24 protein-coding genes are annotated in these 20,903 nt (G+C 70.7%); 8 read left to right on the forward strand and 16 right to left on the reverse strand.

The window, feature by feature from the left end; genetic code table 11:
• Positions 1-2: 2 nt before the first annotated feature.
• The 8 genes from atpA to glyA form a co-directional block, all read right to left on the reverse strand.
• Positions 3-1,652 carry a F0F1 ATP synthase subunit alpha gene (atpA, locus tag A3CQ_RS0122605; RefSeq protein ID WP_020513231.1) on the reverse strand — a complete coding sequence of 550 codons (1,650 nt, stop codon included), beginning with the start codon at positions 1,650-1,652 and terminating at the stop codon, positions 3-5.
• A gap of 127 nt (positions 1,653-1,779) precedes the next feature.
• A complete protein-coding gene (locus A3CQ_RS0122610) occupies positions 1,780-2,601 on the reverse strand; it encodes a F0F1 ATP synthase subunit delta (protein ID WP_020513232.1) in 822 nt (273 codons plus the stop codon).
• Entirely contained in the window at positions 2,601-3,155 is a 555-nt protein-coding gene (locus A3CQ_RS0122615; RefSeq protein WP_020513233.1) for a F0F1 ATP synthase subunit B, read from the reverse strand. Before A3CQ_RS0122615 ends, A3CQ_RS0122610 begins: the two co-directional genes overlap by 1 nt.
• Positions 3,156-3,190: 35 nt before the next feature.
• A complete protein-coding gene (locus tag A3CQ_RS0122620; RefSeq protein WP_026206045.1) occupies positions 3,191-3,415 on the reverse strand; it encodes an ATP synthase subunit C-like protein in 225 nt (74 codons plus the stop codon).
• Positions 3,416-3,506: 91 nt separating this feature from the next.
• Entirely contained in the window at positions 3,507-4,283 is a 777-nt protein-coding gene (gene atpB, locus A3CQ_RS0122625) for a F0F1 ATP synthase subunit A (protein WP_020513235.1), read from the reverse strand.
• A gap of 30 nt (positions 4,284-4,313) precedes the next feature.
• Positions 4,314-4,547 (reverse strand): AtpZ/AtpI family protein, encoded by a 234-nt coding sequence (locus tag A3CQ_RS60960; RefSeq protein ID WP_026206046.1) that lies wholly within the window; start codon positions 4,545-4,547, stop codon positions 4,314-4,316.
• A 210-nt stretch (positions 4,548-4,757) separates the two neighbouring features.
• On the reverse strand, positions 4,758-5,174 hold the full coding sequence (locus tag A3CQ_RS0122635; protein ID WP_020513237.1) for a hypothetical protein: 417 nt from the start codon (positions 5,172-5,174) through the stop codon (positions 4,758-4,760).
• Positions 5,171-6,460 (reverse strand): serine hydroxymethyltransferase, encoded by a 1,290-nt coding sequence (gene glyA / locus A3CQ_RS0122640; protein ID WP_020513238.1) that lies wholly within the window; start codon positions 6,458-6,460, stop codon positions 5,171-5,173. The genes A3CQ_RS0122635 and glyA overlap by 4 nt, the downstream gene beginning before the upstream one ends.
• Before the next feature lie 80 nt (positions 6,461-6,540).
• Here glyA and A3CQ_RS0122645 point away from each other — a divergent pair, with 80 nt between their 5' ends.
• Positions 6,541-7,989 (forward strand): SDR family oxidoreductase, encoded by a 1,449-nt coding sequence (locus A3CQ_RS0122645; protein ID WP_026206047.1) that lies wholly within the window; start codon positions 6,541-6,543, stop codon positions 7,987-7,989.
• Positions 7,990-8,169: 180 nt separating this feature from the next.
• On the opposite strand, the gene A3CQ_RS0122650 is transcribed toward A3CQ_RS0122645, so the two are convergent.
• From A3CQ_RS0122650 to prmC, 4 genes are read right to left on the reverse strand one after another with little or no spacing between them, the layout of a single operon-like run.
• Entirely contained in the window at positions 8,170-9,120 is a 951-nt protein-coding gene (locus A3CQ_RS0122650; protein ID WP_020513240.1) for an L-threonylcarbamoyladenylate synthase, read from the reverse strand.
• Positions 9,117-9,710, reverse strand: a complete 594-nt coding sequence (locus A3CQ_RS0122655) for an arsenate reductase/protein-tyrosine-phosphatase family protein (RefSeq protein WP_026206048.1) — start codon at positions 9,708-9,710, stop codon at positions 9,117-9,119. Before A3CQ_RS0122655 ends, A3CQ_RS0122650 begins: the two co-directional genes overlap by 4 nt.
• Before the next feature lies 1 nt (position 9,711).
• On the reverse strand, positions 9,712-10,356 hold the full coding sequence (locus tag A3CQ_RS0122660; protein WP_020513242.1) for an L-threonylcarbamoyladenylate synthase: 645 nt from the start codon (positions 10,354-10,356) through the stop codon (positions 9,712-9,714).
• Positions 10,357-10,393: 37 nt separating this feature from the next.
• Complete coding sequence (gene prmC / locus A3CQ_RS0122665; protein ID WP_020513243.1) at positions 10,394-11,269, reverse strand: peptide chain release factor N(5)-glutamine methyltransferase; 876 nt, start codon at positions 11,267-11,269, stop codon at positions 10,394-10,396.
• Between the two features lie 81 nt (positions 11,270-11,350).
• On the opposite strand from prmC, the gene A3CQ_RS0122670 reads away from it, so the two are divergent.
• The 3 genes from A3CQ_RS0122670 to A3CQ_RS0122680 are packed head-to-tail and all read left to right on the forward strand — an operon-like array spanning position 11,351 to position 15,494.
• Complete coding sequence (locus tag A3CQ_RS0122670; RefSeq protein ID WP_026206050.1) at positions 11,351-12,856, forward strand: GGDEF domain-containing protein; 1,506 nt, start codon at positions 11,351-11,353, stop codon at positions 12,854-12,856.
• Positions 12,853-14,148 carry an outer membrane protein assembly factor BamB family protein gene (locus tag A3CQ_RS0122675; protein WP_020513245.1) on the forward strand — a complete coding sequence of 432 codons (1,296 nt, stop codon included), beginning with the start codon at positions 12,853-12,855 and terminating at the stop codon, positions 14,146-14,148. The genes A3CQ_RS0122670 and A3CQ_RS0122675 overlap by 4 nt, the downstream gene beginning before the upstream one ends.
• Positions 14,148-15,494 carry an outer membrane protein assembly factor BamB family protein gene (locus A3CQ_RS0122680; RefSeq protein ID WP_020513246.1) on the forward strand — a complete coding sequence of 449 codons (1,347 nt, stop codon included), beginning with the start codon at positions 14,148-14,150 and terminating at the stop codon, positions 15,492-15,494. Before A3CQ_RS0122675 ends, A3CQ_RS0122680 begins: the two co-directional genes overlap by 1 nt.
• Here the strand turns inward: A3CQ_RS0122680 and prfA are convergent.
• Both prfA and rpmE read right to left on the reverse strand, forming a co-directional pair.
• Entirely contained in the window at positions 15,478-16,569 is a 1,092-nt protein-coding gene (gene prfA, locus A3CQ_RS0122685) for a peptide chain release factor 1 (RefSeq protein WP_026206051.1), read from the reverse strand. The genes A3CQ_RS0122680 and prfA overlap by 17 nt on opposite strands.
• Before the next feature lie 69 nt (positions 16,570-16,638).
• A complete protein-coding gene (gene rpmE, locus A3CQ_RS0122690; RefSeq protein ID WP_020513248.1) occupies positions 16,639-16,863 on the reverse strand; it encodes a 50S ribosomal protein L31 in 225 nt (74 codons plus the stop codon).
• A gap of 220 nt (positions 16,864-17,083) precedes the next feature.
• Between rpmE and A3CQ_RS61710 the strand changes: the two genes are divergently transcribed.
• From A3CQ_RS61710 to A3CQ_RS0122705, 4 genes are read left to right on the forward strand one after another with little or no spacing between them, the layout of a single operon-like run.
• Positions 17,084-17,230, forward strand: coding sequence for a hypothetical protein (locus A3CQ_RS61710; protein ID WP_169516297.1), 147 nt, complete (start codon positions 17,084-17,086; stop codon positions 17,228-17,230).
• A gap of 47 nt (positions 17,231-17,277) precedes the next feature.
• Positions 17,278-17,721 carry a hypothetical protein gene (locus tag A3CQ_RS53665; protein WP_051115317.1) on the forward strand — a complete coding sequence of 148 codons (444 nt, stop codon included), beginning with the start codon at positions 17,278-17,280 and terminating at the stop codon, positions 17,719-17,721.
• Positions 17,718-18,611: a phosphatase domain-containing protein gene (locus A3CQ_RS0122700; RefSeq protein WP_020513251.1), complete on the forward strand. Its 894-nt coding sequence runs from the start codon at positions 17,718-17,720 to the stop codon at positions 18,609-18,611. Before A3CQ_RS53665 ends, A3CQ_RS0122700 begins: the two co-directional genes overlap by 4 nt.
• 2 nt (positions 18,612-18,613) lie before the next feature.
• Positions 18,614-19,231: an RNA ligase family protein gene (locus A3CQ_RS0122705; protein WP_020513252.1), complete on the forward strand. Its 618-nt coding sequence runs from the start codon at positions 18,614-18,616 to the stop codon at positions 19,229-19,231.
• Positions 19,232-19,255: 24 nt separating this feature from the next.
• On the opposite strand, the gene A3CQ_RS0122710 is transcribed toward A3CQ_RS0122705, so the two are convergent.
• Both A3CQ_RS0122710 and A3CQ_RS0122715 read right to left on the reverse strand, forming a co-directional pair.
• A complete protein-coding gene (locus A3CQ_RS0122710; RefSeq protein ID WP_020513253.1) occupies positions 19,256-19,648 on the reverse strand; it encodes a VOC family protein in 393 nt (130 codons plus the stop codon).
• A gap of 18 nt (positions 19,649-19,666) precedes the next feature.
• A complete protein-coding gene (locus tag A3CQ_RS0122715; protein WP_020513254.1) occupies positions 19,667-20,833 on the reverse strand; it encodes a nitric oxide synthase oxygenase in 1,167 nt (388 codons plus the stop codon).
• Between the last annotated feature and the right edge of the window lie 70 nt (positions 20,834-20,903).

Here is a 20,903-nt window from a genome sequence, read left to right on the forward strand (position 1 = left end):
GACTACTTCTCGTTCGCCGGACGGGTGACCTCGCGGGTCACCGTCTCGTGGGTCTCGCGGCCCTCGGCCATCGCCTCGGCGTCGGGCTCGTTGAGCTTGATGCCGGTCTCGCCCTGCTTGAAGAGCTCCTTGAACTCGTTCAGGCCGGACTTCAGGCTCTCGACGTTGTCGTCGGACAGCTGCCCGGTCGACTCGATCGAGGTGAGCGTGTCGGACCGGTGCCGGTGCAGCCACTGCAGCATCTCGCCCTCGAAGCGGCGGATGTCGCCGACCTCGATGTCGTCGAGCTGGCCGGTGGTGCCCGCCCAGATCACGATGGTCTCGTCGACCACCGAGTAGGGCGAGTACTGCGGCTGCTTGAGCAGCTCGACCAGGCGTACGCCCTTGTCCAGCTGGGCGCGGGAGGCCCGGTCCAGGTCGGACGCGAACGCCGAGAACGCCTCCAGCTCACGGAACTGGGCCAGGTCGAGGCGGAGCCGGCCGGAGACCGAGCGCATCGACTTGACCTGCGCCGACCCACCCACCCGGGACACCGAGGTGCCGACGTTGATCGCCGGGCGGACGCCCGAGGCGAACAGGTCGCTCTCCAGGAAGATCTGGCCGTCGGTGATCGAGATGACGTTCGTCGGGATGTAGGCCGAGATGTCGTTGGCCTTGGTCTCGATGATCGGCAGGCCGGTCATCGAGCCGGCGCCCAGCTCGTCGGAGAGCTTCGCGCAGCGCTCGAGCAACCGGGAGTGCAGATAGAAGACGTCGCCCGGGTAGGCCTCGCGGCCCGGCGGGCGGCGCAGCAGCAGCGACACCGCGCGGTACGCCTCGGCCTGCTTGGTCAGGTCGTCGAAGACGATCAGGACGTGCTTGCCGGCGTACATCCAGTGCTGGCCGATGGCCGAGCCGGTGTAGGGCGCGATGTACTTGAAGCCGGCCGGGTCGGAGGCGGGGGCGGCGACGATGGTCGTGTACTCCATCGCGCCCTGCTCCTCGAGGGTGCCCTTGATCGAGGCGATGGTGGTCGCCTTCTGGCCGATCGCCACGTAGATGCAGCGGACCTGCTTCTCCGGGTCCCCCGAGGCCCAGTTGGCCTTCTGGTTGATGATCGTGTCGATGGCGACCGTGGTCTTGCCGGTCTTACGGTCACCGATGATCAGCTGGCGCTGGCCGCGGCCGATCGGCGTCATGGCGTCGATCGCCTTGATGCCGGTCTGCAGCGGCTGCTTCACCGGCTGCCGGGCCATGACGTTCGGCGCCTGCAGCTCGAGCTCGCGGAAGCCCTCGCTGACGATCTCGCCACGGTCGTCGATCGGCCGGGCCAGCGGGTCGACCACGCGACCGAGGAACGCGTCGCCGACCGGGACCGAGAGGACGCGGCCGGTGCGCTTGACCTGCTGGCCCTCGTCGATGCCTTCGAACTCGCCCAGAATCACGACACCGATCTCACGGACGTCGAGGTTCAGGGCGACACCCAGCGTGCCGTCCTCGAATTCGAGCAGTTCGTTCGCCATGGTCGAGGGCAGGCCCTCGACGTGCGCGATTCCGTCGCCCGCATCGGAGACGATGCCGACCTCCTCGCGGGAGACCTCGGGCGTGTAGGACGAGACGTAGCGCTCTAGCGCCCCCCGGATCTCGTCCGAGGAGATGGTCAGCTCGGCCATCCTCTGCCTTCTCTGTCTAGCTCGGGACGTCGCCGCCACCGAGGGGCCTGCTCGATCAGCGTCGCCGCGGACCGAGTTCAAAGTTCATCGAAGTACGGCGAAGCCGTTTCAGCAACGCTGCAAGGATCTATTTCGCGAACGCCTGGCGTGCCGCGTTGAGCCGCCGCAGGATCGTGCCGTCGTAGAGGTCGGAGCCGACACGAACGGCGACGCCGCCGATGACCGCGGGATCCACGTCCACCTTGAGCGAGACCGGCCGGTCGTAGATGCCGGACAACTTCGCAGCCAGCGCCTGCTCGTCGGCGTCGCTGAGCGGCTTGGCCACCGTCACGTACGCGACCTCGCGATCGCGTTTCGCGGCGGTCAGCTCGACCAGCCTGGTCAGCGAGGAGTCGAAGTTGCGGCCGAGGAAGCCCTCGAGCGCCAACTCGACGAGCCGGAGCGTCGCCGGCTGGGCCTTGCCCTTGAGCAAGTCCTCCACCAGCTTAGCCCGGCGCGACGTGGGCGCACCCGGGTCACTCAGCGTGACGGCAAGCTCGGCGTTGCCGGAGACGATCTGCCCGAAACGGAACAGCTCGTCCTCGACGTCGGCGAGGGTGCCCGCCTTCTCCGCCGAGCGCAGCACGACCTCGGCGCCGAGACGCTCGGTGACGTCGAGCAGCTCGCTCGGCCGGCTGAACCGGCCGCCCACCAGCGTGGTGAGCGTGTCGACGGTCGTCTCGGCCAGCTTGCCCGCCAGCAGCGAACGCAGCAGCTCGGCCCGCTCGGCCCCGGACCGCGACGGGTTGGTCAGCGCCCGGCGCAATGCGGGCTGGGCCCGCAGCAGGCCGGCCGCCGACAGGATCTCGTCGGCGACGGTGGCCAGCTGCGCGGCCGTGGCCGAGCCGGTCTCGGCGGTCAGCTTCTCCACCGCCGAGTTGTAGGCCTGCTGGCTGACGCTCGACGCCATCAGCGGCGCCCGTTCGTCGAACCCGCCGAGTCGAGCTCGGCGATGAACCGCTCGACCGTGCCGCGGCTGCGTGCCTCGTCGGCGAGGGACTCTCCGACGATCCGGCCGGCCAGGTCGACCGCCAGCGTGCCGACCTCGGAACGCAGGTCACGCACGATGCTCTCGCGCTGGGCGGCGAGCTGCTCGCGGCCGGCCGCGATGATCCGGTCGGACTCCTCACGGGCCTTGGCCAGGACGTCCTGTCGGATGCCCTCGGCGTCGGCACGAGCCTCGTCGCGGATCCGGGCGGCCTCGGTCCGGGCCTCGGCCAGCTGCGCGCGGTACTGCTCGAGCAGCTGGTTGGCCTCGGCCTGAGCGGCCTCGGCGCGCTTGATGCCGCCCTCGATCGCGTCGACCCGCGCCGCGAACGTCTTCTCCATCTGCGGGAAGACGAACTTCATCAGCACGTAGCAGAGGATGACGAAGGCGATGCCGCCGACGACGATCTCCTGCCAGATCGGCTTGATCGGGTTGTGCTCGGTTTCCGCGGCGAGCACGACAAGAGAGTTGACCATTTAACAGGACCTCCTTCGAGGCGGAGGAGTGGTGCTCAGCCGGCCCAGATGAAGCCGAAAGCGATGCCGAGAAGCGCCAGCGCCTCGACAACGGCGAAACCGATCCAGACGTACGGGAGGGTCAGGCGAGAGGACTCGGGCTGACGGGCGGTGGACTGGATGTAAGCGGAGAAGACGAGGCCGACGCCGATGCCGGGGCCGATGGCGGCGAGACCGTAGCCGATGGCAGCGGTGCTACCGGTGACTGCAGCGATGTCCAACATGTGTTCAGTTCCTCCAGGTATCTCGCGTGAATCGGATTTCACGCGGGACGACAACGGGGTGTTACTGGCGGTGCAAAGGGGGTGGTGCTCAGTGCTCGTCGGCGAGCGCGCCCTGGACGTAGCTCGCGGTCAGCACCGTGAAGACATAGGCCTGGAGGCAGATCACCAGGAACTCGAGGAAGGTCAGCGCGATGGTCATCGCCCACGACACCAGCGAGAACGGGAGGAACCAGGCATTGGCGTTCAGCATCGCGAAGCCGCCGAGCGTGAACACCAGCAGCAGCATGTGGCCGGCGAACATGTTCGCGAAAAGTCGGACGGCGAGCGAGAACGGCCGGACCAGGAAGGTCGAGAAGAACTCGATCGGAATCAGCAGCGGCAGGATGAACCAGGGCGCCGGCGGGATGAGCGAGACCTTCATGTACTTGACGAAGCCGTGGTGCCGGATGCCGACCCAGATGAACATGACGTAGCTGACGGCCGCGAGCATCGCGGGGAAGGCGATGTGCGAGTTCGGGGAGATCTGCACGAACGGCACGATGCCCCAGAAGTTGTTCAGCAAAATGAAGGTGAACAACGTGGTGAGGTACGGCGCGAAACGCACACCGGCCGGCCCGATCATCTCGACCGCGACGTTGTTCCGCACGAAGCCGTAGACGCTTTCCGCGATCCACTGCTTCTTGGTCGGGACGAGCTGCGGCTTCCGGTAGGACACCAGGAAGAAGATGATGATCAAAGCAGTGGTCAGCCAGACCAGCGCGGTGATCTTGGTGAACCAGTAGTTGTCGTGCTCGCCCCACGGCAGGATGCTGGGCAGGTAGAAGTCCTCGACGCTCGGCGGGAACGGAACGTCTGCGAGGACCATCGATTGAACGGCCACCGAAGCCCTTTCCTGTCAGGCGCCCAGACGGCGCACGATGAGGTAGACACCGCCGGCCATGCCAACGACCGCGCCGATACCGGCGAAGATGCCCCTGGTCCCCACCCAGTGGTCGACCAGCCAACCGATCCCGCCCCACACCAACATGCCCGTTAAGAGGTAAGCGACGGCCGTCATGCCCATGCCCGTATCGGGCGGTGTTGGACCGTCGTCCCCACGGGGATTCTTGGGAGGTTCCTGACCGGTCATGACGGCCCGAACGATATCAGCAGGAAACACGAGGCTAAGCGGGACCCCCCGCACAACCGCAGTTGTCCAGGCGTCAGGGGTCTCGCAACTGGAACGACACGGTACTCCCCCTCCGCCATAACCGGACACGCCACGTGCGTTCACGTCACCGTTTCGTGGTCAACAAACCACGAATGGGACGTTTGCCGAGGTAGAACGGCGTGTAAAAGATCACTTTGGGGGACGCACGGCGGTGAACCACCACGCCTGCACCGCGGTCCACACGACCACGGCCGCCGCGATCGCCCAGCCCAGCGCCACCTTCCCGGTCCAGTCGGTGGAGAGGCCGTAGACGAGCACCACGCCGAGAAGGCTGTATTTCAGCACGTAGGCGCCGAGCCCGAGCGGCAACACCAAGGCCGGTCGTACGGTGTCGGCCCACGCCACGACCAGTGTGGACATCGTGTAGCTGACGGTCACGATCAGCACGCCGAGCGCGGCGCCGAACGCCGAAGGCGTACCGCCGGTGAGGTATCCGACCGAGGCGGCGCAGAGCAGCACGGCCACCGACACCGCCGTCAGGAACGGCAGGTGCGCCACCCGCCAGCGCGGATCGGCCGGTAGCGTCGGTGTCTCAGTCTCGGTCATGCCATCACTTTCTGCCGGGCGTACGCGGGAAATTGTCCCACCAGCCCCAGCACCTCGTCCGCGACCTCGGCCAGGCGGGAGGCCCCCGCCGATGTCGCCGGATCGCTGCGCACCGCCGAGCCGATCAATCGGCCGATGCGGCGCATCTCGCCCTCGCCCATCCCCTGCGTGGTCACGCCCGGCGAGCCCACCCGGATGCCGGACGTCACCGCCGGTCGCTGTGGATCGAAGGGTATCGCGTTCTTGTTCAGCGTGATGCGGGCCAGGTCGCACCGCGCCTCGGCGTCGCGGCCGGTGATCCCCAGCTCGCGCAGGTCGGCGACCACCAGGTGGGTGTCCGTTCCGCCGGCTACCGGCCGCATCCCCTCGGTGGACAGCGACAGGGACAGCGTTCGTGCGTTGTCGACGACCTGCCGGGCGTACGCCCGGAATGGGGAACCCGAGGCCTCCCGTAACGCGACCGCCTTGCCGGCGATGGCGTGCATCATCGGACCGCCCTGCAGGAACGGGAAGACGGCCTTGTCGACACGCTGCGCGAGCTCCGCACGACACAGGATCATGCCGCCTCGCGGCCCGCGCAGCACCTTGTGGGTGGTGCAGGTGACCACGTCGGCGTACGGCACCGGCGACGGGACGGCCCGCCCGGCCACCAGCCCGATGAAGTGCGCGGCGTCGACCAGCAGGTACGCGCCCACCTCGTCGGCGATCTCCCGGAACAGCGCGAAGTCGATGAGCCTCGGGTACGCGGTGGCGCCGCAGATGATCAGCTTGGGCCGATGGGCGAGCGCGAGATCGCGTACCTCGTCGTAGTCGATCTCCTCGGTGTTCGGGGTGACGCGATACCCGATCGGATGGAACCACTTCCCGGAGAAGTTGACCCGGCTGCCGTGGGTGAGGTGCCCGCCGTGCGGCAGCTCCATGGCCAGCACGGTGTCGCCGGGCTCGGCCAGCGCCGCGAACGCCGCGAGGTTCGCCGAGGCACCCGAGTGCGGCTGAACGTTGACGTGCTCGGCCCCGAACAGGCTCTTCGCGCGCTCGACCGCGAGCACCTCGGCCCGGTCGGCCTCGTCGCATCCGCCGTAGTAGCGATGACCCGGGTAGCCCTCGGCGTACTTGTCGTTGAGCGTCGAGCCGAGCGCCGCCAGCACCGCCGGAGAGGTGAAGTTCTCGCTCGCGATCAGCTGGAGGCCGCCGCGCTGCCGGGCCAGCTCGTCGAGGAGGACGCGGGCGATCTCCGGATCGTCGCGCTCGAGATGCGCGAAGTCCGGGCCCCAATAGGTGTCCACGTGCCCTCCCCCGATAGGCAGCGCCCCTTGAAAGGCAGCATATGGCTTCAAAGCTCTGCCAATGGGCACACTCTGCGGTTATGAGGTGCTTGGTGACCGGAGCGACCGGGTATATCGGCGGCCGGCTCGCGCCCCGGCTGCTCGACGCGGGCCACGAGGTGCGCTGTCTTTCCCGCAGCGCGGCCCGGCTGCGGGACGTGCCGTGGCACGCCCGGGTCGACGTGGCCGAGGGCGATCTGACCGATCCTTCGTCGCTGGGGCCGGCGCTCGAGGGCATCGAGGTCGCCTACTTCCTGGTCCACTCGCTGGGCCGGCGCGACTTCGAGTCGGTCGACCGCCGGGCCGCCTCGTGTTTCGCGGCGGCGTGCGCCGCGGCCGGGGTGCGGAAGATCGTCTACCTCGGCGGCCCGGACCCCGGTTCGAGGGCGTCGGCTCACCTGCGCTCGCGCACCGAGGTGGCCCGGATCCTGCACGACAGCGGCGTGCCCACGGTCGTGCTGCGCGCCCCGGTGATCATCGGCTCCGGTTCGGCGTCGTTCGAGATGCTGCGCTATCTCACCGAGCGGCTGCCGGCCATGGTCACCCCGCGCTGGGTGGACAACCAGATCCAGCCCATCGCCGTACGGGATGTGCTCGCGTACCTGATCGCGGCGGCCTCGCTGCCGGCCGGGTCGTACGACATCGGCGGTGCGGACGTGCTCAGCTACGCGGAGATGATGCGCCGGTACGCCCGGGTGGCCGGCCTGCGACGCCGGATCATCGTGCCGACCCGGGTGCTCAGTCCCGCGCTGTCCGCGCACTGGGTCGGCCTGGTCACGCCGGTGCCGAACAGCATCGCCCGGCCGCTGGTCGCGAGCGTCGTACACGAGGCGGTGGCCGACGACCGCGAGATCCGCCGGCTCGTGCCGCAGGTCTCCCCGGTCGGCTTCGACACGGCGGTCCGGCTCGCCCTCTGCAAGATCCGCAACGCCGACGTGGAGACCCGCTGGTCGAGCGCGGCCGGCGGGGACGCGGCGGCCGAGCCACTGCCCAGCGACCCGGACTGGTCGGGCGGGACCGTCTACGTCGACGAGCGGTGCCGCGAGGTGGACGCGCCGGTCGAGGCGCTGTGGCGGGTGATCGAGGGCGTCGGCGGCGAGAACGGGTGGTACTCGTTCCCGCTGGCCTGGTCCGTACGGGGGTGGCTGGACAAGCTGGTCGGCGGCGTCGGCCTGCGGCGGGGTCGGCGCGACCGGCACCGGCTGCGGGTGGGCGAGGCGCTCGACTGGTGGCGGGTCGAGGAAATCGTGCCGGGGTCGCTGTTGCGCTTGCGAGCGGAGATGCGCGTGCCGGGGCGGGCGTGGCTGGAGATGCGCGCGACGGCGTCCGCGGGCGGGGGCAGCGTTTATCGGCAGCGCGCCGTGTTTCTGCCCCGAGGGCTTGGCGGGCATGCGTATTGGGCCTCGGTGCTGCCCTTCCACGGCGTCGTTTTCAGCGGGATGGCCCGAAACATCGCGTCTCGGGCCGCCGCGCTTGGCAAGGGCGCGTAGGGCTTGGCGGTGGGCGTGGCTGCCGGCGCGGTGGGTGTCGTAGTAGGTGCGGGCGCCGGGCGAACGTGAGAGGGCGGCGAGAACCGGTCCCAGGCCGGGCTGGGAGCGCAGGATCTCGGCGCCCGGGTGCCGCTCAAAATGGGCCGACCATCGGCGCGACTCATACGCGGCGGTTATCCGCTACTTGGCGGAGGCACGGCCCAGGCGATCGCGGATGGCGAGCCAGTCCTCGGATTCCGGGGGCTGCTGCACGAGGATCGTCTCGACGCCGGAGTCGTCCAGCCGGTGCAGGGCCGCGTAAAGGTCGGCGGCGTACTCGCGCGGCTCGGCGGACAGGATCTCAGCGCCCGGGACGGCGACCCCCTCGTACGTGAGAACGCCGGTTTTCTCGGGAATGTCGACGGCGCGCACGTCGGGCACCAGATGCAGCACCGCTCGCGGCGCGTAATGCCGGCGGCTCATGCCGGGTGACGGGCGGCCAACCCCGTCCGCGGTCTCGGTCGCCGGCAGGGCAATCGCCCCCGTCACGTCACGGAGGGCACGCAGCCCCAGCGCCCCCGGCCGCAGCAGGGTCGGCACCGGAGTGGTCAGGTCCAGCACCGTCGACTCGATGCCCCACGAGCTCGGCCCGCCGTCCAGTACGAGCGGAACGTCGGGGAGGCTGCGCAGCACGTGCTCGGCGGTGGTGGGCGAGATGCTCTCGGAGCGGTTGGCGCTGGGCGCGGCCAGCGGCAGGCCGACGGCCGCGAGCAGGCGCAGGGCCACGTCGTGCGCGGGGATACGAAGGGCGATCGTGTCGTTGTCGGCGCCGACGCCGGTCAGGTGGCCGGCTCGGCGCACGACCAGGGTGAGCGGGCCCGGCCAGAACGCAGCGGCCAGTCGGTCGGCGGCGGCCGGCCACTCGGCGGCCAGTTTGCGGGCGGCGGCCACATCGGCCACGTGGACGATCAGCGGGTTCCACGACGGGCGGTTCTTGAGTCGGTAGACCTCGCCGATCGCCTTGCGGGAGAACGCGTCGGCGCCCAGGCCGTAGACGGTCTCGGTGGGGAAGGCGACCACCGACTCGGCGCGCAGCAACTCGACGGCGGCGGCAATTCCGGCGGCGTCCGGCGGAACGATACGGCCGGTCACGAAAGCAGAAGCTTGGCGAACGGGACCGTCGTGTCCTCGATCTCGTCGCCGATGCGCTGGAACGTCTGGTCGCCGCGGCCCCACGGATCGTCCAGGTCGTCGCCGGGCAGTGGGCCGTCGGAGCCGCGCAGCCGGTTGATCGCCTCGACGATCGCGACGCCGCGGGCGTGCACCGCGTCGGCCTCGTCGCCCGCGGGCGGCAGAGCCGAGGTGTCGACGCTGCCGAGCAGGCGGCGGAACTCGCCCATCACGAAGGTGCGCTCGGCCGCGTCGGGGCGCAGCGCCACCACGTAGTCGTACTGGTCGGCGGTCGCCGTGAAGATCAGGTCGGCCTCGTCGATGAAGTCGCCGCGCAGCTTGCGGGCCTCGAAGCCGTCGGTCGATCCGCCCCGGGCCAGCACCTGGCGGGCGGCGGGCGGGTTCATCTCCTCGCCCTCGTGCCAGCCGCCGGTGCCGGCGCTCACGCTGCGGACGAGCTGGTCACCGGCCTCGCCGGCCCGGTCGCGCACGGCCCGGGCCAGGAGCCGCTCGGCCATCGGCGAGCGGCAGATGTTGCCCATGCACACGTGCAAGATCGTGAAAGGCGCCACCTCACGCCTCCGGCGCCAGGATCTCGGGCACCACGTCTCGCAGTTTCTCCAACGGGATCGCGCCGGCCCGCAGCACCCGCGGTACGTCGCCGGTCACGTCGACGATCGTGCTGGGCGCGGGGTCGTGCGCGGGGCCGGCCTCGAGGTAGACGCGGACCGAGTACTCCAGCTGGTCGCGGGCCTCCTCGGCGGTCGTCGGCGCGGGCTGGCCGACCTTGTTGGCCGTGGTGACGGCCATCGGGCCGACCTCGCGCAGCACCTCGAGCGCCACCGGGTGCAGCGGCATGCGCACCGCGACGTTGCCGCCGGTCTCGCCCAGGTCCCACTGGAGGCTGGGCGTGTGCTCGACGTACAGAGTCAGCGCCCCCGGCCAGAACGCGTCGGCCAGCTCGCGCGCCGCCTTGGACAGCGAGTAGGTCAGGCCGTCGAGCGTGTGCCGCGAGCCGATCAGCACGGGCGGGGGCACGCGGTTGGTGACCCCACGGGCGTGGTGCAGGGCGGTGATGGCGTGCGGGGTGAAGGCGTCCGCGCCGATGCCGTACACCGTGTCGGTGGGCAGCACGGCCAGCTCGCCGCTCTTGACCGCCTCGACGGCGGCGGCGATTCCGCGATCGCGGTCCGCGGTGGTACGGCAGTCGTAGAGCATCACACCGTGCAGTCTGCCATGTGGCGGCGCGCACTCATCAGGTACGCCGGGCGGTCGCGAAGCGAGGCCGGCCGGTCAGGTCGCGATGGGCCGTCACCTCGGCGAACCGGCCGTCCTCGCGGAGCAGCGCGGGCACCGCGTCGCCGTGCACGTCGTCATGCTCAATTCCGACATGTCCCCCGGGTTTCAGCAGCCGCGCGGCCAGCGCGATCACCGGCCGGATCACGTCGAGGCCGTCGGCGCCGCCGAAGACCGCCTCGGCCGGGTCGTGCTCGGCCACCTCGGGCGGGACGGGGGTGCCGTCCGGGACGTACGGCGGATTGCAGAGCACCACGGCCACCCGGCCGGTCAACTCCACCAAAAGCCCCGGTTTGGTCACGTCGCCGGCCACGACGGAGACCGCGGGATACCCGGCCGCGTTGCGCCGCAGGTACTCCAAGGCGATCGGCGACCGCTCCACGGCGTACACATCAATGGTTTTGATCTCGTCGGCGAGCGAGAGCGCGATAGCCCCGGTGCCGCTGCAAAGATCGACCACGATGTCGCCCGAACGGGCAAGCTCGATGCCCCAACCCGCCAGCAGCTCCGTCTCGGGGCGGGGCACGAAGACACCGTCCCCGACCGACAGCTCGAGATGGCGGAACGCGGCCGTGCCGAGCAGGTGCTGCAACGGGATCCGGCGGGCCCGCTCGCCGACCAGCACCCGGAAACGGCGCAGTTCGTCCTCCCGCATCGCGTCCACCAACAACAGACGGCCGCGCGGTATCTCCAGCACGTGCGCGGCCAGCAGTTCCGCGTCCACCCGCGGCGACGCCACGCCGGCCGCGGCGAGCTCGGCGACCGCCTCGGCCAGCGCCGGACCGATGGGCGTCCGTACCAAACGTCGGGAGGGGTGTTCGTCGTCCGGGTCCACGGCATAATCATCAAACGTCACGTGCGACGCCGGCCGGCCGGGTCGGCGGATCGACGCGGGACACGCGGTGGGAGGCGCCCGGTGAGTTGGTTGGACCAGCTCCCTGAAAACGTCGAGGAACTGAAGCGGGCCGGGCGGCTGCAACAGAACGGGCGGTCGGCCGAGGCGCTTCCGATCCTCGATCAGGTGCTCGCCATCGCCACCGACCCCACCACCCGGGCGTACGCGCTGGTGCAGCGCTTCGGGGCGCTGATCAACCTCGGTCGGGTGGCCGAGTTGTCCACGGCGATGACGGCCACCGCCAACGCCGTACGCGAGATCCCGGATCCCTATCTGCGCGGCCAGATGCACGCCTTCGCGGCGCTCGGGTCACACCTGCAGAGCAACATCGACCGTGGCGTCACCCACCTCGTGCAGGCCTCCCGGGCGCTGGCCGCGGTGCGGGCCAACGACTCGGAGACGGCGTGGGGCTGGCACGACCTCGCGATGGCCTACTCGTACCTCGGCTTCCACGGGCACGCGCTGACCGCGATCGAGCAGGCCCGGCAGGTCGGCGCGGCGGTCGGCCTGGCTCCCGAGATCTTCGCGGCGCCCGGCATCCGGCTGCGCAACGCGGTCTCGCTCGACCACCAGGGCGACACCGACGGCTGCCTGCGGGTGCTGCGCGACATCGACGCCGAGCTGACCCGCTACGTCGCGATCGGCGCCGACCAGATGCGTCCGGGCAGCCGGGCCTCGTACGGGTACGCCCTGGCCCGGCGGGCCGCTCTCGGCGAGGAGACCGAGGCGGACGCGGCGCAGTGGCTGACCGGCGGCGGTGACAGCGTCCGCACCCGCGACCTGCACCATCTCGGCCACGTGTGCCTGACGATCTCGGCCGGCAAGCCGGAGCGGGCACTGGCCATGCTGGACGCCGTGCCGGTCTCCCCCGAGATCCTCGGCGCGGCCGAGCCGGCCCGCCTGCGCAGCATCTGCCACGCCGCGGCCGGCGACCACGCGGCCGCGCACACCGCCGACCGCTACGCGTTCCGCCTCGCCGCCCAGCGCATCGACCGGCTCCGCGACGGCTATCTGGACGGGGTCGCGGCCCGGCTGGATGCCCAGGAGACCCAACGCGACTCCGGCCGGTACGGCGACGAGACGCTCACCGACCCGCTGACCGGCCTGCCCAACCGCCGCCAGCTCGAGCGCTACGTCGGCGCGATGCTCGACCGGGGTGAGCGGGCCGCGATCGGCGTCTGCGACCTGATCGGCTTCACCGCGGTCAACGTGCGGCACGGCCGGCACTGCGGCGACCTCGTGCTGCAGCGGATAGCGGGCGTGCTGAACCGGGTGATGCGCCGCGGCGACTTCGTGGCCCGGTTCGCCGGTGACGAGTTCGTGGTGGTGCTGCCCGGCGCCGGCCAGGCGCAGGCGGCCGAGGTGTCCCGCCGCATCACCGCGGCGACCAACGCGGAGAACTGGCAGGTCCTGGTGCCGGGCACCCCGATCAGCCTGGCGGCGGGCTGGTCCGAGGTCGGCACCAACGGGCGCACGCTCAGCGCCGCCCTGGCGGCCGCCGCCGCCAACCGCGCGCCCACCCGATGAGCACGATCGAGCTCGGTGAGGTCTCCTCGGCGCCCGGCGCCGAGCCGGCCGCCGAGTTCGATCTCCGGCTGGTACGCAAGCTCGCGCTCGCCGCGTCGCTGCTGCTCTGCCTGGTCTGCGCGGGCGGGTCGGCCCGGCCGGGGCAGAACGGCGTACGTCCGTTGTGGAGCGTGCCGATCGCCGAGAGCGACGGCACCACGCTCGGCGGCGACACCCTCTACCTGCACCGCGGATCCGAGCTCACGGCGTACGACCTGGCCACCGGCGCGGTACGGTGGCGCACCGCGATCAGCGACACGCTCGGCTACGCCCAACTGGCCGGCGACCTGCTCCTGCTGCCCGCCGACCCGCAGACCGGCCAGCAGGGCGACGTGTTCACGCAGTTCAGCCGCTCCACGGTGGCGATCGACGCGCGGACCGGCGCCCGGCTGTGGAGCGCCTCCGGCGAGCCGATGGTCGTCGCCGGCGGCACGGTGCTGATGGCCGACCACAACGACAAGGCCGGGCTGTCCGGGTTGCGGCTGATCCGCCTCGACGACCGGGAAACGGTCTGGCGGCGCGACGCCACCGGGGTCACCGCCGTCGCGTTCGCCCTCGTCGGCGACGAGCCCGCCAAGGTCATCACGGTGACCGACGACGGGCTCGCCGAGGTGCTGCGCTTCGCCGACGGCGGCCTCGAGGCGCAAGCCCGCATCGACTGGGCCCGGTCGCAGCCGCAGCGCGGCCAGTTCAACGACATTGCGGCCAGCGGCGATCATCTGGTGGTGAACCGCAACGATCAGGGGACCGCCGTGCTCAGCGTCTACCGCCTCGACACGCTCGCGCTGCGGTGGCGGACCGATGGGACCGACGGGTACGCGTTCCCCTGCGGCCCCGGCGTCTGCCTCAGCAACGCGCGGGGGCTGACCTCGTACGACGCCGACTCCGGGCGGGAGCGATGGCGGGTGCCCGGCACCGGCAACGGCTGGTCGCCGACGCCCGACCGGGTGGTGGTCGACGAGCCGGGCGAGGTCGGCGAGCAGTACCTGATCGATGCGAACACCGGGGCGCGGGTCGGGCAGGTCAGCCCGGGCGAGACCGTCTGGAACACCGAGCCGGACGAGGCGCTGCTCGTGCTCAAGCCGACCGATACGCCGCCGCAGCGCACCTCGATCACCCGATGGGACCTGGCGACCGGGCGGCGCGACCTGCTCGGCTCGATCGAGCGCATCGTGGTGAACCGCTGCCAGGCCGTCGCGCACTACCTCGGCTGCTACCAGAACGACGCGTACACGATCACGGCGGTGGGTTGATGACGGTGATCGACCTCGGCGAGGTCACCCACCAGGACGCCGGGCCGTCGATCCCGGTCAACTACCGGCGGGTCCTGCGCGTGCTGCTCGCGGCCCTCACCGTGGTGGGCGTGCTCGCGGTGGCGGGCTCGGCCCACGGGACCCGGCCCGGTCTCCGCACGCTGTGGATCACGCCGTACTCGCAGGACACCATCGCCCTCGACGCGCGCACCGTGTACGTCGCCCAGGCCGGCGACGACGGGCAGCAGAGCCTGGCCGCGTACGACCTCGCGACCGGCGCGCGGCGCTGGTCGGCGGCGGTTCAACCGAGCGAGTTCGCGTCCCGGCCGGCCGGGGACACGGTGCTCGTGCCCACCGACACGATCACGGTCACGCACGAGGAGCCGAACGGCGACACGTACTACTACATCACGGCCGGGACGACGATCGCCCTGGACGCGGCCACCGGCGCGGAGCGGTGGCGGGTCAAGGGCGACGCCAGCCCCTTGCCCGCCGGGACCGCGCTGGTCACCGAGCACGACTGGCGCAACCGGGTGGTCGGCCTGCGGCTGCTCGCGCTGCACGACGGCGCCGAGCGCTGGAAGCTCGCCCTGCCGCCGCTGGCGGGCTTCACGCTGCTGCCCGGCCCCGAGCATCCCGAGGCGGTCGCCACGGTCGGCGAGGACGGCACCGCCGCGATCTACGGCTTCGCCGACGGCAAGGTACGCGCGACCGGCCGGGTGCCCTGGGATGCCACGGCCGCCCTCACGGTGAGCCTGATCCCGGCCGGCCGCGGCTTCGCGGTGGTTCGAGCCCAGCCCGACGGCGGCAGCCTCACGACCGTCTACAGCGCCGACACGCTCCGGCCGCTCTGGCAGGCCGGATCCGTCACCTCGTGCGGGGAGCTGATCTGCTCGACCGGCCTCGGCGGCGTCGCGGGCCACGACCCGGCGACCGGCCGGGTCGTCTGGACCCTGCCCGACACCTTCGACGGCTGGGCGATCAGCCCGGACCGCATGGTGACTTTGGCGAACGGGGACAACACCGAGTTCCAGCTGGTCGACAGCCGCACCGGGAAGCGCCTCGGTGAGCCGATCGCCGGCATGCTGGCCAGCAGCTCCAACGTCGCCGGCGTCCCGCCGACCGGCAACACCGACGGGACCATGCTGGCGACGCGCCCGAGCCGCGATCCGGCCGGGCAGCTCGTGGTCAGCCGGATAGACCTCGCCGACGGCGCACAGACGCCGCTGGGGCGGTTCGGTCCGAGCGGAGAGCAGGCGCTCTGCTTCACCTCGCCCGGCTACCTGGCGTGTCCGCGCTACGACGGCCTGCACATCATGGCCGTCCGGTCTAGGGACGGCGGCTGATCTCGGACTCGCCGGAGAGGCGGGCCTGCCGGTCGGCCTCGCCGAGGGCGTCCAGCACGCCGTCCAGGTCGCCGCCGAGCACCAGATCGAGGTTGTACGCCGTGTAGCCGATCCGGTGGTCCGTGATGCGGTTCTGCGGGAAGTTGTACGTCCGGATCCGCTCCGAGCGGTCGACCGTCCGCACCTGCGCCTTGCGGGAGTCGGAGGCCGCCGCGTCCGCCTCCTCCTGGGCGATCGCCAGCAGCCGGGACCGCAGGATGCGCAGCGCCGACTCCTTGTTCTGCAGCTGGCTCTTCTCGTTCTGGCAGCTCACCACGGTGCCGGTGGGCAGGTGCGTGATGCGTACGGCCGAGTCGGTGGTGTTTACCGACTGGCCGCCGGGGCCGGACGAGCGGAACACGTCGATCCGCAGGTCGTTCGGGTCGATCTGCACGTCGACGTCCTCGGCCTCGGGGAGCACGAGCACGCCCGCGGCCGAGGTGTGGATGCGGCCCTGCGACTCCGTCACGGGGACGCGCTGCACCCGGTGGACGCCGCCCTCCCACTTGAGGCGGGACCAGACGCCGTGACCGCCCTCGGGAACGCCCTTGGTCTTGACCGCCACCGAGATGTCCTTGACGCCGCCCAGGTCCGACTCCTGCGAGTCGATCACCTCGACCACCCAGCCGTGGCGCTCCGCGTACCGGGTGTACATGCGCAGCAGATCGCCGGCGAACAGGGCCGACTCCTGGCCGCCCTCGCCCGCCTTGATCTCGACGATCACGTCCTTGGCGTCGTTGGGGTCGCGCGGGATCAGCATCTCGCCGAGCTTCTCCTCGAGCGGGGGCAGCACGGCGGCGACCGCCTCCACCTCGGTGCCGAACGCCGGGTCCTCGGCGGCCAGCTCCTTGGCGGCGGCCAGGTCGGCGCGGGCCGCCTCCAGCTCGGCGTGCGCCGCGTAGATCGGCGCCAGCTCGGCGAAACGACGGCCGACCCGGCGTACGACGGCCTGGTCGGCATGGATGGAGGGGTCCTCCATGCGCTTCTCCAGTTCCGCGTACTCCTCGAGAAGCGTGGTCAACCTGTCGTTACTCACAGTATTTTCTCCCCACGCGAACGGCGCCCGCCCCCTGTCGGAACAGGATGGCGGGCGCCGTCGAAGCAGTTACTTCTTCTTGGCCGCGTTCACCTTGGCGTACTTGGCCTGGAACTTCGCGACCCGGCCGGCGGTGTCCAGAACGCGCTGCTTGCCGGTGTAGAACGGGTGGCAGGCGCTGCAGGTCTCGACGCGGATCTCGGCGCCCTTGGCCGTGCTGCGGGTAGTGAACGTGCTGCCGCAGGAGCAGATGACCTCGGTGGTCGTGTACTCCGGGTGAATGCCGCTCTTCATGTTTCTCGGTCTCCTCGCTGGTCTGGTCGCCGGGTCGCTGTCTGCACCGCGCCGCCCCGCCAGGGCAGTGGGCTCGGGCGTGAACCGGAACCTTTAGTGGCCGATGGACCAGTCTGCCATGTGACATGGCCTCGCGAGAAATCGAGGCGACTTTCCTGATCCTGTCTGGTTAACGTGAGCGGCCCTCACGGCATTCCCCCGACCAGGAAAGGAACGTGTCATGACGCTGCTCGCCGACGTCCTCGATCCGGCCGAACTGGCCATCGCGGTCGAAAAGGGCCTGGTGCGGACGCAGCGCCACCCCACGCGGTCGCCACCCGCGGCTCGTTCACCTCGGATCAGGCGCTGCACGCCACCGCGATCCTGAACAGCCGATATGGTGGATTTGCTCCGCCGGCCGGCCGGACCGTGCTCGTGGAGATCATTTACCCCGGGAACCGGATCGTGGTCGACTACGAAGGCCTCGACGACCTCGTCCTGCTCGGCGCGGTCGACATCGCGACGGGCCGCACCTACGGACCCGGCGCGGTACCGGACTGGCCGGGCCCGGTGGTGGAGTCGTTCGCGTACGCGTCCCTGCCCGACGAGTTCCACGCCTGGGTCCGCGGCGTCGCTGCCGAGCTCACGGCGACGGTCGACGCCCGCGCGGCCGAGATCGAGGCGGCCTACGCGTCGATCGTGGCGGGCCTGCCGGACGGCTGGGGCCGCAAGGAGTTCGCCGCCCGGGCGGTGCGCAGCGAGCACAAGTTCGCGCTGTTCCTGCGGCTCGACGGCAAGGACTACCGTTCCGCGCTGTGGCAGCATGCCCGGCCGGCGGCGGACGCGACGATGCACGGAACCAAGGTGACCGAGGAATGACGAGACTGCTGATCACCCGCGGGCTGCCGGCGTCCGGGAAGACGACGTTCGCCCGGAAGCTGCAGCCCCGGGTGGTCCGGGTCAACCGGGACGACCTGCGGCGCATGCTGCACGGCGACCGGCTCTACACCCAGTGGGCCGAGTCGCAGGTCACGCACGCCCAGCGGGCCACCGTCGAGGCTTTGTTGCGCGCGCACGCCGACGTGATCGTCGACGACACCAACCTGCGCAACAAGACCGTGCGGGACTGGGCCGAGCTGGCCGCCCGGCTCGGTGCGCAGTTCGAGGTGCACGATTTCACCGACGTCCCGCTGGAGGAGTGCATCCGGCGCGACGCCGAGCGCCCTTCGGCCGACCAGGTCGGTGAGGAGGCGATCCGGCGGATGCACGCCCGCTATCTCGCCGGCCGCAACCTCCCGCTCCCCATTCCGTATATTCCCGAAATTTCGGTTAATGTCTACGAGCCCGATCTCGACCTGCCGGCCGCCGTGCTCGTGGATATCGACGGGACCGTGGCGTTGATGGGCAACCGCAGCCCCTACGACTGGCACCGGGTCGGCGAGGACCTGCCGAACCCGGCGGTGATCACGGCGGTGCGGGCCATGCACGCGGCCGGAAACGCGATCATCTTCTGCTCCGGGCGGGACGCCGAGTGCCGCGCCGAGACCGAGGCCTGGCTCGAGCTGTACGTCGGGGTGCCGTACGAGGCGCTGTTCATGCGGCCCGAGGGCGACGGCCGCAAGGACGCCGTGGTCAAGCGCGAGATCTTCGACCGGGAGATCCGGGACGTCTGGCGGATCGTCGGGGTTTTCGACGACCGTCAACAGGTGGTACGTATGTGGCGGGCGCTCGGCCTCACCGTGTTCCAGGTCGCGGAGGGAGACTTCTGACCTTGAAGTATCCGCGCACCTTCCACCTGCCCGACTCGCCCGGAGCCACCGCCGACGACAAGATTCAGCAAGATCTGTCCTGGCTGGACGGTGAGCTGGTGGTGACCGAGAAACTCGACGGCGGCAACCTCACCTTCACCCGCGACGCGATGTACGGCCGGTCGCTCGACTCCGGCACGCAGCCGTGGGACCGCCCGGCGAAGGCGCTGTGGGCCATGACGGCCTATCGGATTCCGGACGACTGGCGGGTGTGCGGCGAGTCGATGTGGGCTCGCCGCAGCATCGCCTATTCCGACCTTCCGGGAGTCTTTATCGTCTTCGGCATCTGGGACGAGACGGACACGCTGCTGGGCTGGGACGACACGGTCGACTGGGCGCGGCGGCTCGAGCTTCCGGTGGTGCCGGTCCTCTATCGCGGCGGCAGTCTCTCCGAGGCGCGCGCCGCCTGGGCGGCGCAGCGCACGCCGGACAATTCCGAGGGCTTCGTGGTGCGTGCGGCCGGCCGCATCCCTTCCGCCGAGTTCTCCCACAAGCTCCTCAAGTGGGTACGCGCGGAGCACGTGCGCACCGAGGCGGCGTGGCGGCACCGCGACGATTTCGCCGTCAACGAGTTCGCCTGACGGCCCGCGCCCTCTCGACCGCGGTCAGCTCGTGGCGGCCACCTCGTCCTCGCTGCGCAGGATGCAGAACTCGTTGCCCTCGGGGTCGGCGAGCACGACCCAGCCCCGGCCGTCGGAGCGCCGCAGGTCGTCGATCGGCTTGGCGCCGAGGTCGACCAGGCGCGCGAGCTCCTCTTCCCGCGTGCCCTCGGTCGGCCGCAGGTCGAAGTGGATCCGGTTCTTGACCTGCTTGACGTCGGGCACCTCGATGAACAGCACCTTGTGCGTCCGGTCCCGCGACATGATCAGGCATTCCTCGTGCCCCGGCAGGTTGGGGTCGTCGGGGTCCTCGATGTAGTCGAGCACCCCCTGCCACCAGCGCGAGAGCGTATAGGCGTCGGCACAGTCAACGGACGTGTGCGAGATGTACGAAGTCACCTCGGCATGATCCCAGAGTCAATGGCCGAACGGGCATCGCGTGCCGTCGCGGGCCAGCGAGATCGCCTCGTCGTCGAGGTAGAAGGCCGGCCGCAGGTCCAGCTCCTCGTAGTAGCGGTGGAAGACGCCGGTGAGGGAGCCGGACATGGGCGGGACGATCCAGGTCCAGTCGGCCGGGACCGGGCGGCCGGCCTCCTCCTCCCGGCGCAGGTGGGTCAGGAAGCGCTGCGACTCGGTGTGGTGGTCGCTCATCTTGACGCCGGCCTGTTCGAAACTGAACAGGACCGCGCGGTTGAGCTCGACCAGGGCCCGATCGCGCCACAGCGTCGACTCGCGGCTGGTGTCCAGTCCCATCCGGTTGGCGACCGTGGGCAGCAGGTCGTATCGGTCGGCGTCGGCGAAGTTGCGGGCGCCGATCTCGGTGCCCATGTACCACCCGTTGAACGGCGCGAGCGGGTAATGCACGCCGCCGATGGTCAGCCGCATGTTGGAGATGGCGGGAACGGCGTGCCAGCGCAGGCCCAGCTCGGTGAACCAGGCGAACTCGGGATGGGTGATCGGCACCTCGCGGACCGCGCGCTCGGGAAGCTCGTACAGGCGCACCCCCTCGGCCGGTGTCTCGATCGCCAGCGGGAGCACGTCGAAATGGTCGCCCTTGCTCCGCCACCCGAAACCGCGCATCGCCTCGGTGAAGCCCACCTGGCGCGCGTCGCCGACCACGCGGCCGTCCTCGCCGCGGTACCCGGCATAGCGGACGAGCTGCTCGTTCCACACCCGGGCCACGCGCTGGCCGGGCTGCGCCGCGGCGAAGATGCTGATCACCGGGCGGATCTGGTTCTCGCCGGCGACCTGGAGGTGGTGCACGAGCAGCGAGAAGATCTCGTCGGCGGTCCGCGCCCGGCGGCGGTCGAGCACCGTCAGGCTCTTCCAGTAGAGACGCCCGATGCAGCGACTCGAGTTGCGCCAGGCCATCTTCGCGCCGTGGGTGAGCTCCTCGGTGGTGTGCACGTAGGAGCCGGTCGCCGCGATCTGCGCCCGGACTATGGCCAGCCTCGGTTCGACCGGTCCGAGCCTCGGGCTCTCGAGGTAACAGCGGCGCAGGAAGTCCTCCGCCTCGGCGGGGTCGACCGGTGCGACCGGATCCCACCGCTCGGTCGGGTGGTCCCGGTACCCGGGCACGATCATCGAAGCGCCTCCCACGGGTGAATCGACGTGTCCTCGGAGGTTGCCCGCCTCCCGGGTCCGCTGATCACAC

Source organism: Paractinoplanes globisporus DSM 43857 (assembly GCF_000379645.1).
Classification (GTDB): domain Bacteria; phylum Actinomycetota; class Actinomycetes; order Mycobacteriales; family Micromonosporaceae; genus Actinoplanes; species Actinoplanes globisporus.

Bases quoted from the DNA above. Each gene is read 5' to 3' on its own strand.
- atpB (WP_020513235.1), bottom strand. From the start codon at position 4,283: ATGGTCCTCGCAGACGTTCCGTTCCCGCCGAGCGTCGAGGACTTCTAC.
- A3CQ_RS61710 (WP_169516297.1), top strand. From the start codon at position 17,084: ATGACGCTGCTCGCCGACGTCCTCGATCCGGCCGAACTGGCCATCGCG.
- A3CQ_RS0122660 (WP_020513242.1), bottom strand. From the start codon at position 10,356: ATGCTCTACGACTGCCGTACCACCGCGGACCGCGATCGCGGAATCGCC.
- A3CQ_RS0122680 (WP_020513246.1), top strand. From the start codon at position 14,148: ATGACGGTGATCGACCTCGGCGAGGTCACCCACCAGGACGCCGGGCCG.
- A3CQ_RS0122700 (WP_020513251.1), top strand. From the start codon at position 17,718: ATGACGAGACTGCTGATCACCCGCGGGCTGCCGGCGTCCGGGAAGACG.
- A3CQ_RS0122645 (WP_026206047.1), top strand. From the start codon at position 6,541: ATGAGGTGCTTGGTGACCGGAGCGACCGGGTATATCGGCGGCCGGCTC.
- A3CQ_RS0122635 (WP_020513237.1), bottom strand. From the start codon at position 5,174: ATGACCGAGACTGAGACACCGACGCTACCGGCCGATCCGCGCTGGCGG.
- atpA (WP_020513231.1), bottom strand. From the start codon at position 1,652: ATGGCCGAGCTGACCATCTCCTCGGACGAGATCCGGGGGGCGCTAGAG.
- A3CQ_RS0122610 (WP_020513232.1), bottom strand. From the start codon at position 2,601: ATGGCGTCGAGCGTCAGCCAGCAGGCCTACAACTCGGCGGTGGAGAAG.
- A3CQ_RS0122675 (WP_020513245.1), top strand. From the start codon at position 12,853: ATGAGCACGATCGAGCTCGGTGAGGTCTCCTCGGCGCCCGGCGCCGAG.
- rpmE (WP_020513248.1), bottom strand. From the start codon at position 16,863: ATGAAGAGCGGCATTCACCCGGAGTACACGACCACCGAGGTCATCTGC.
- A3CQ_RS0122615 (WP_020513233.1), bottom strand. From the start codon at position 3,155: ATGGTCAACTCTCTTGTCGTGCTCGCCGCGGAAACCGAGCACAACCCG.
- A3CQ_RS60960 (WP_026206046.1), bottom strand. From the start codon at position 4,547: ATGACCGGTCAGGAACCTCCCAAGAATCCCCGTGGGGACGACGGTCCA.
- A3CQ_RS0122715 (WP_020513254.1), bottom strand. From the start codon at position 20,833: ATGATCGTGCCCGGGTACCGGGACCACCCGACCGAGCGGTGGGATCCG.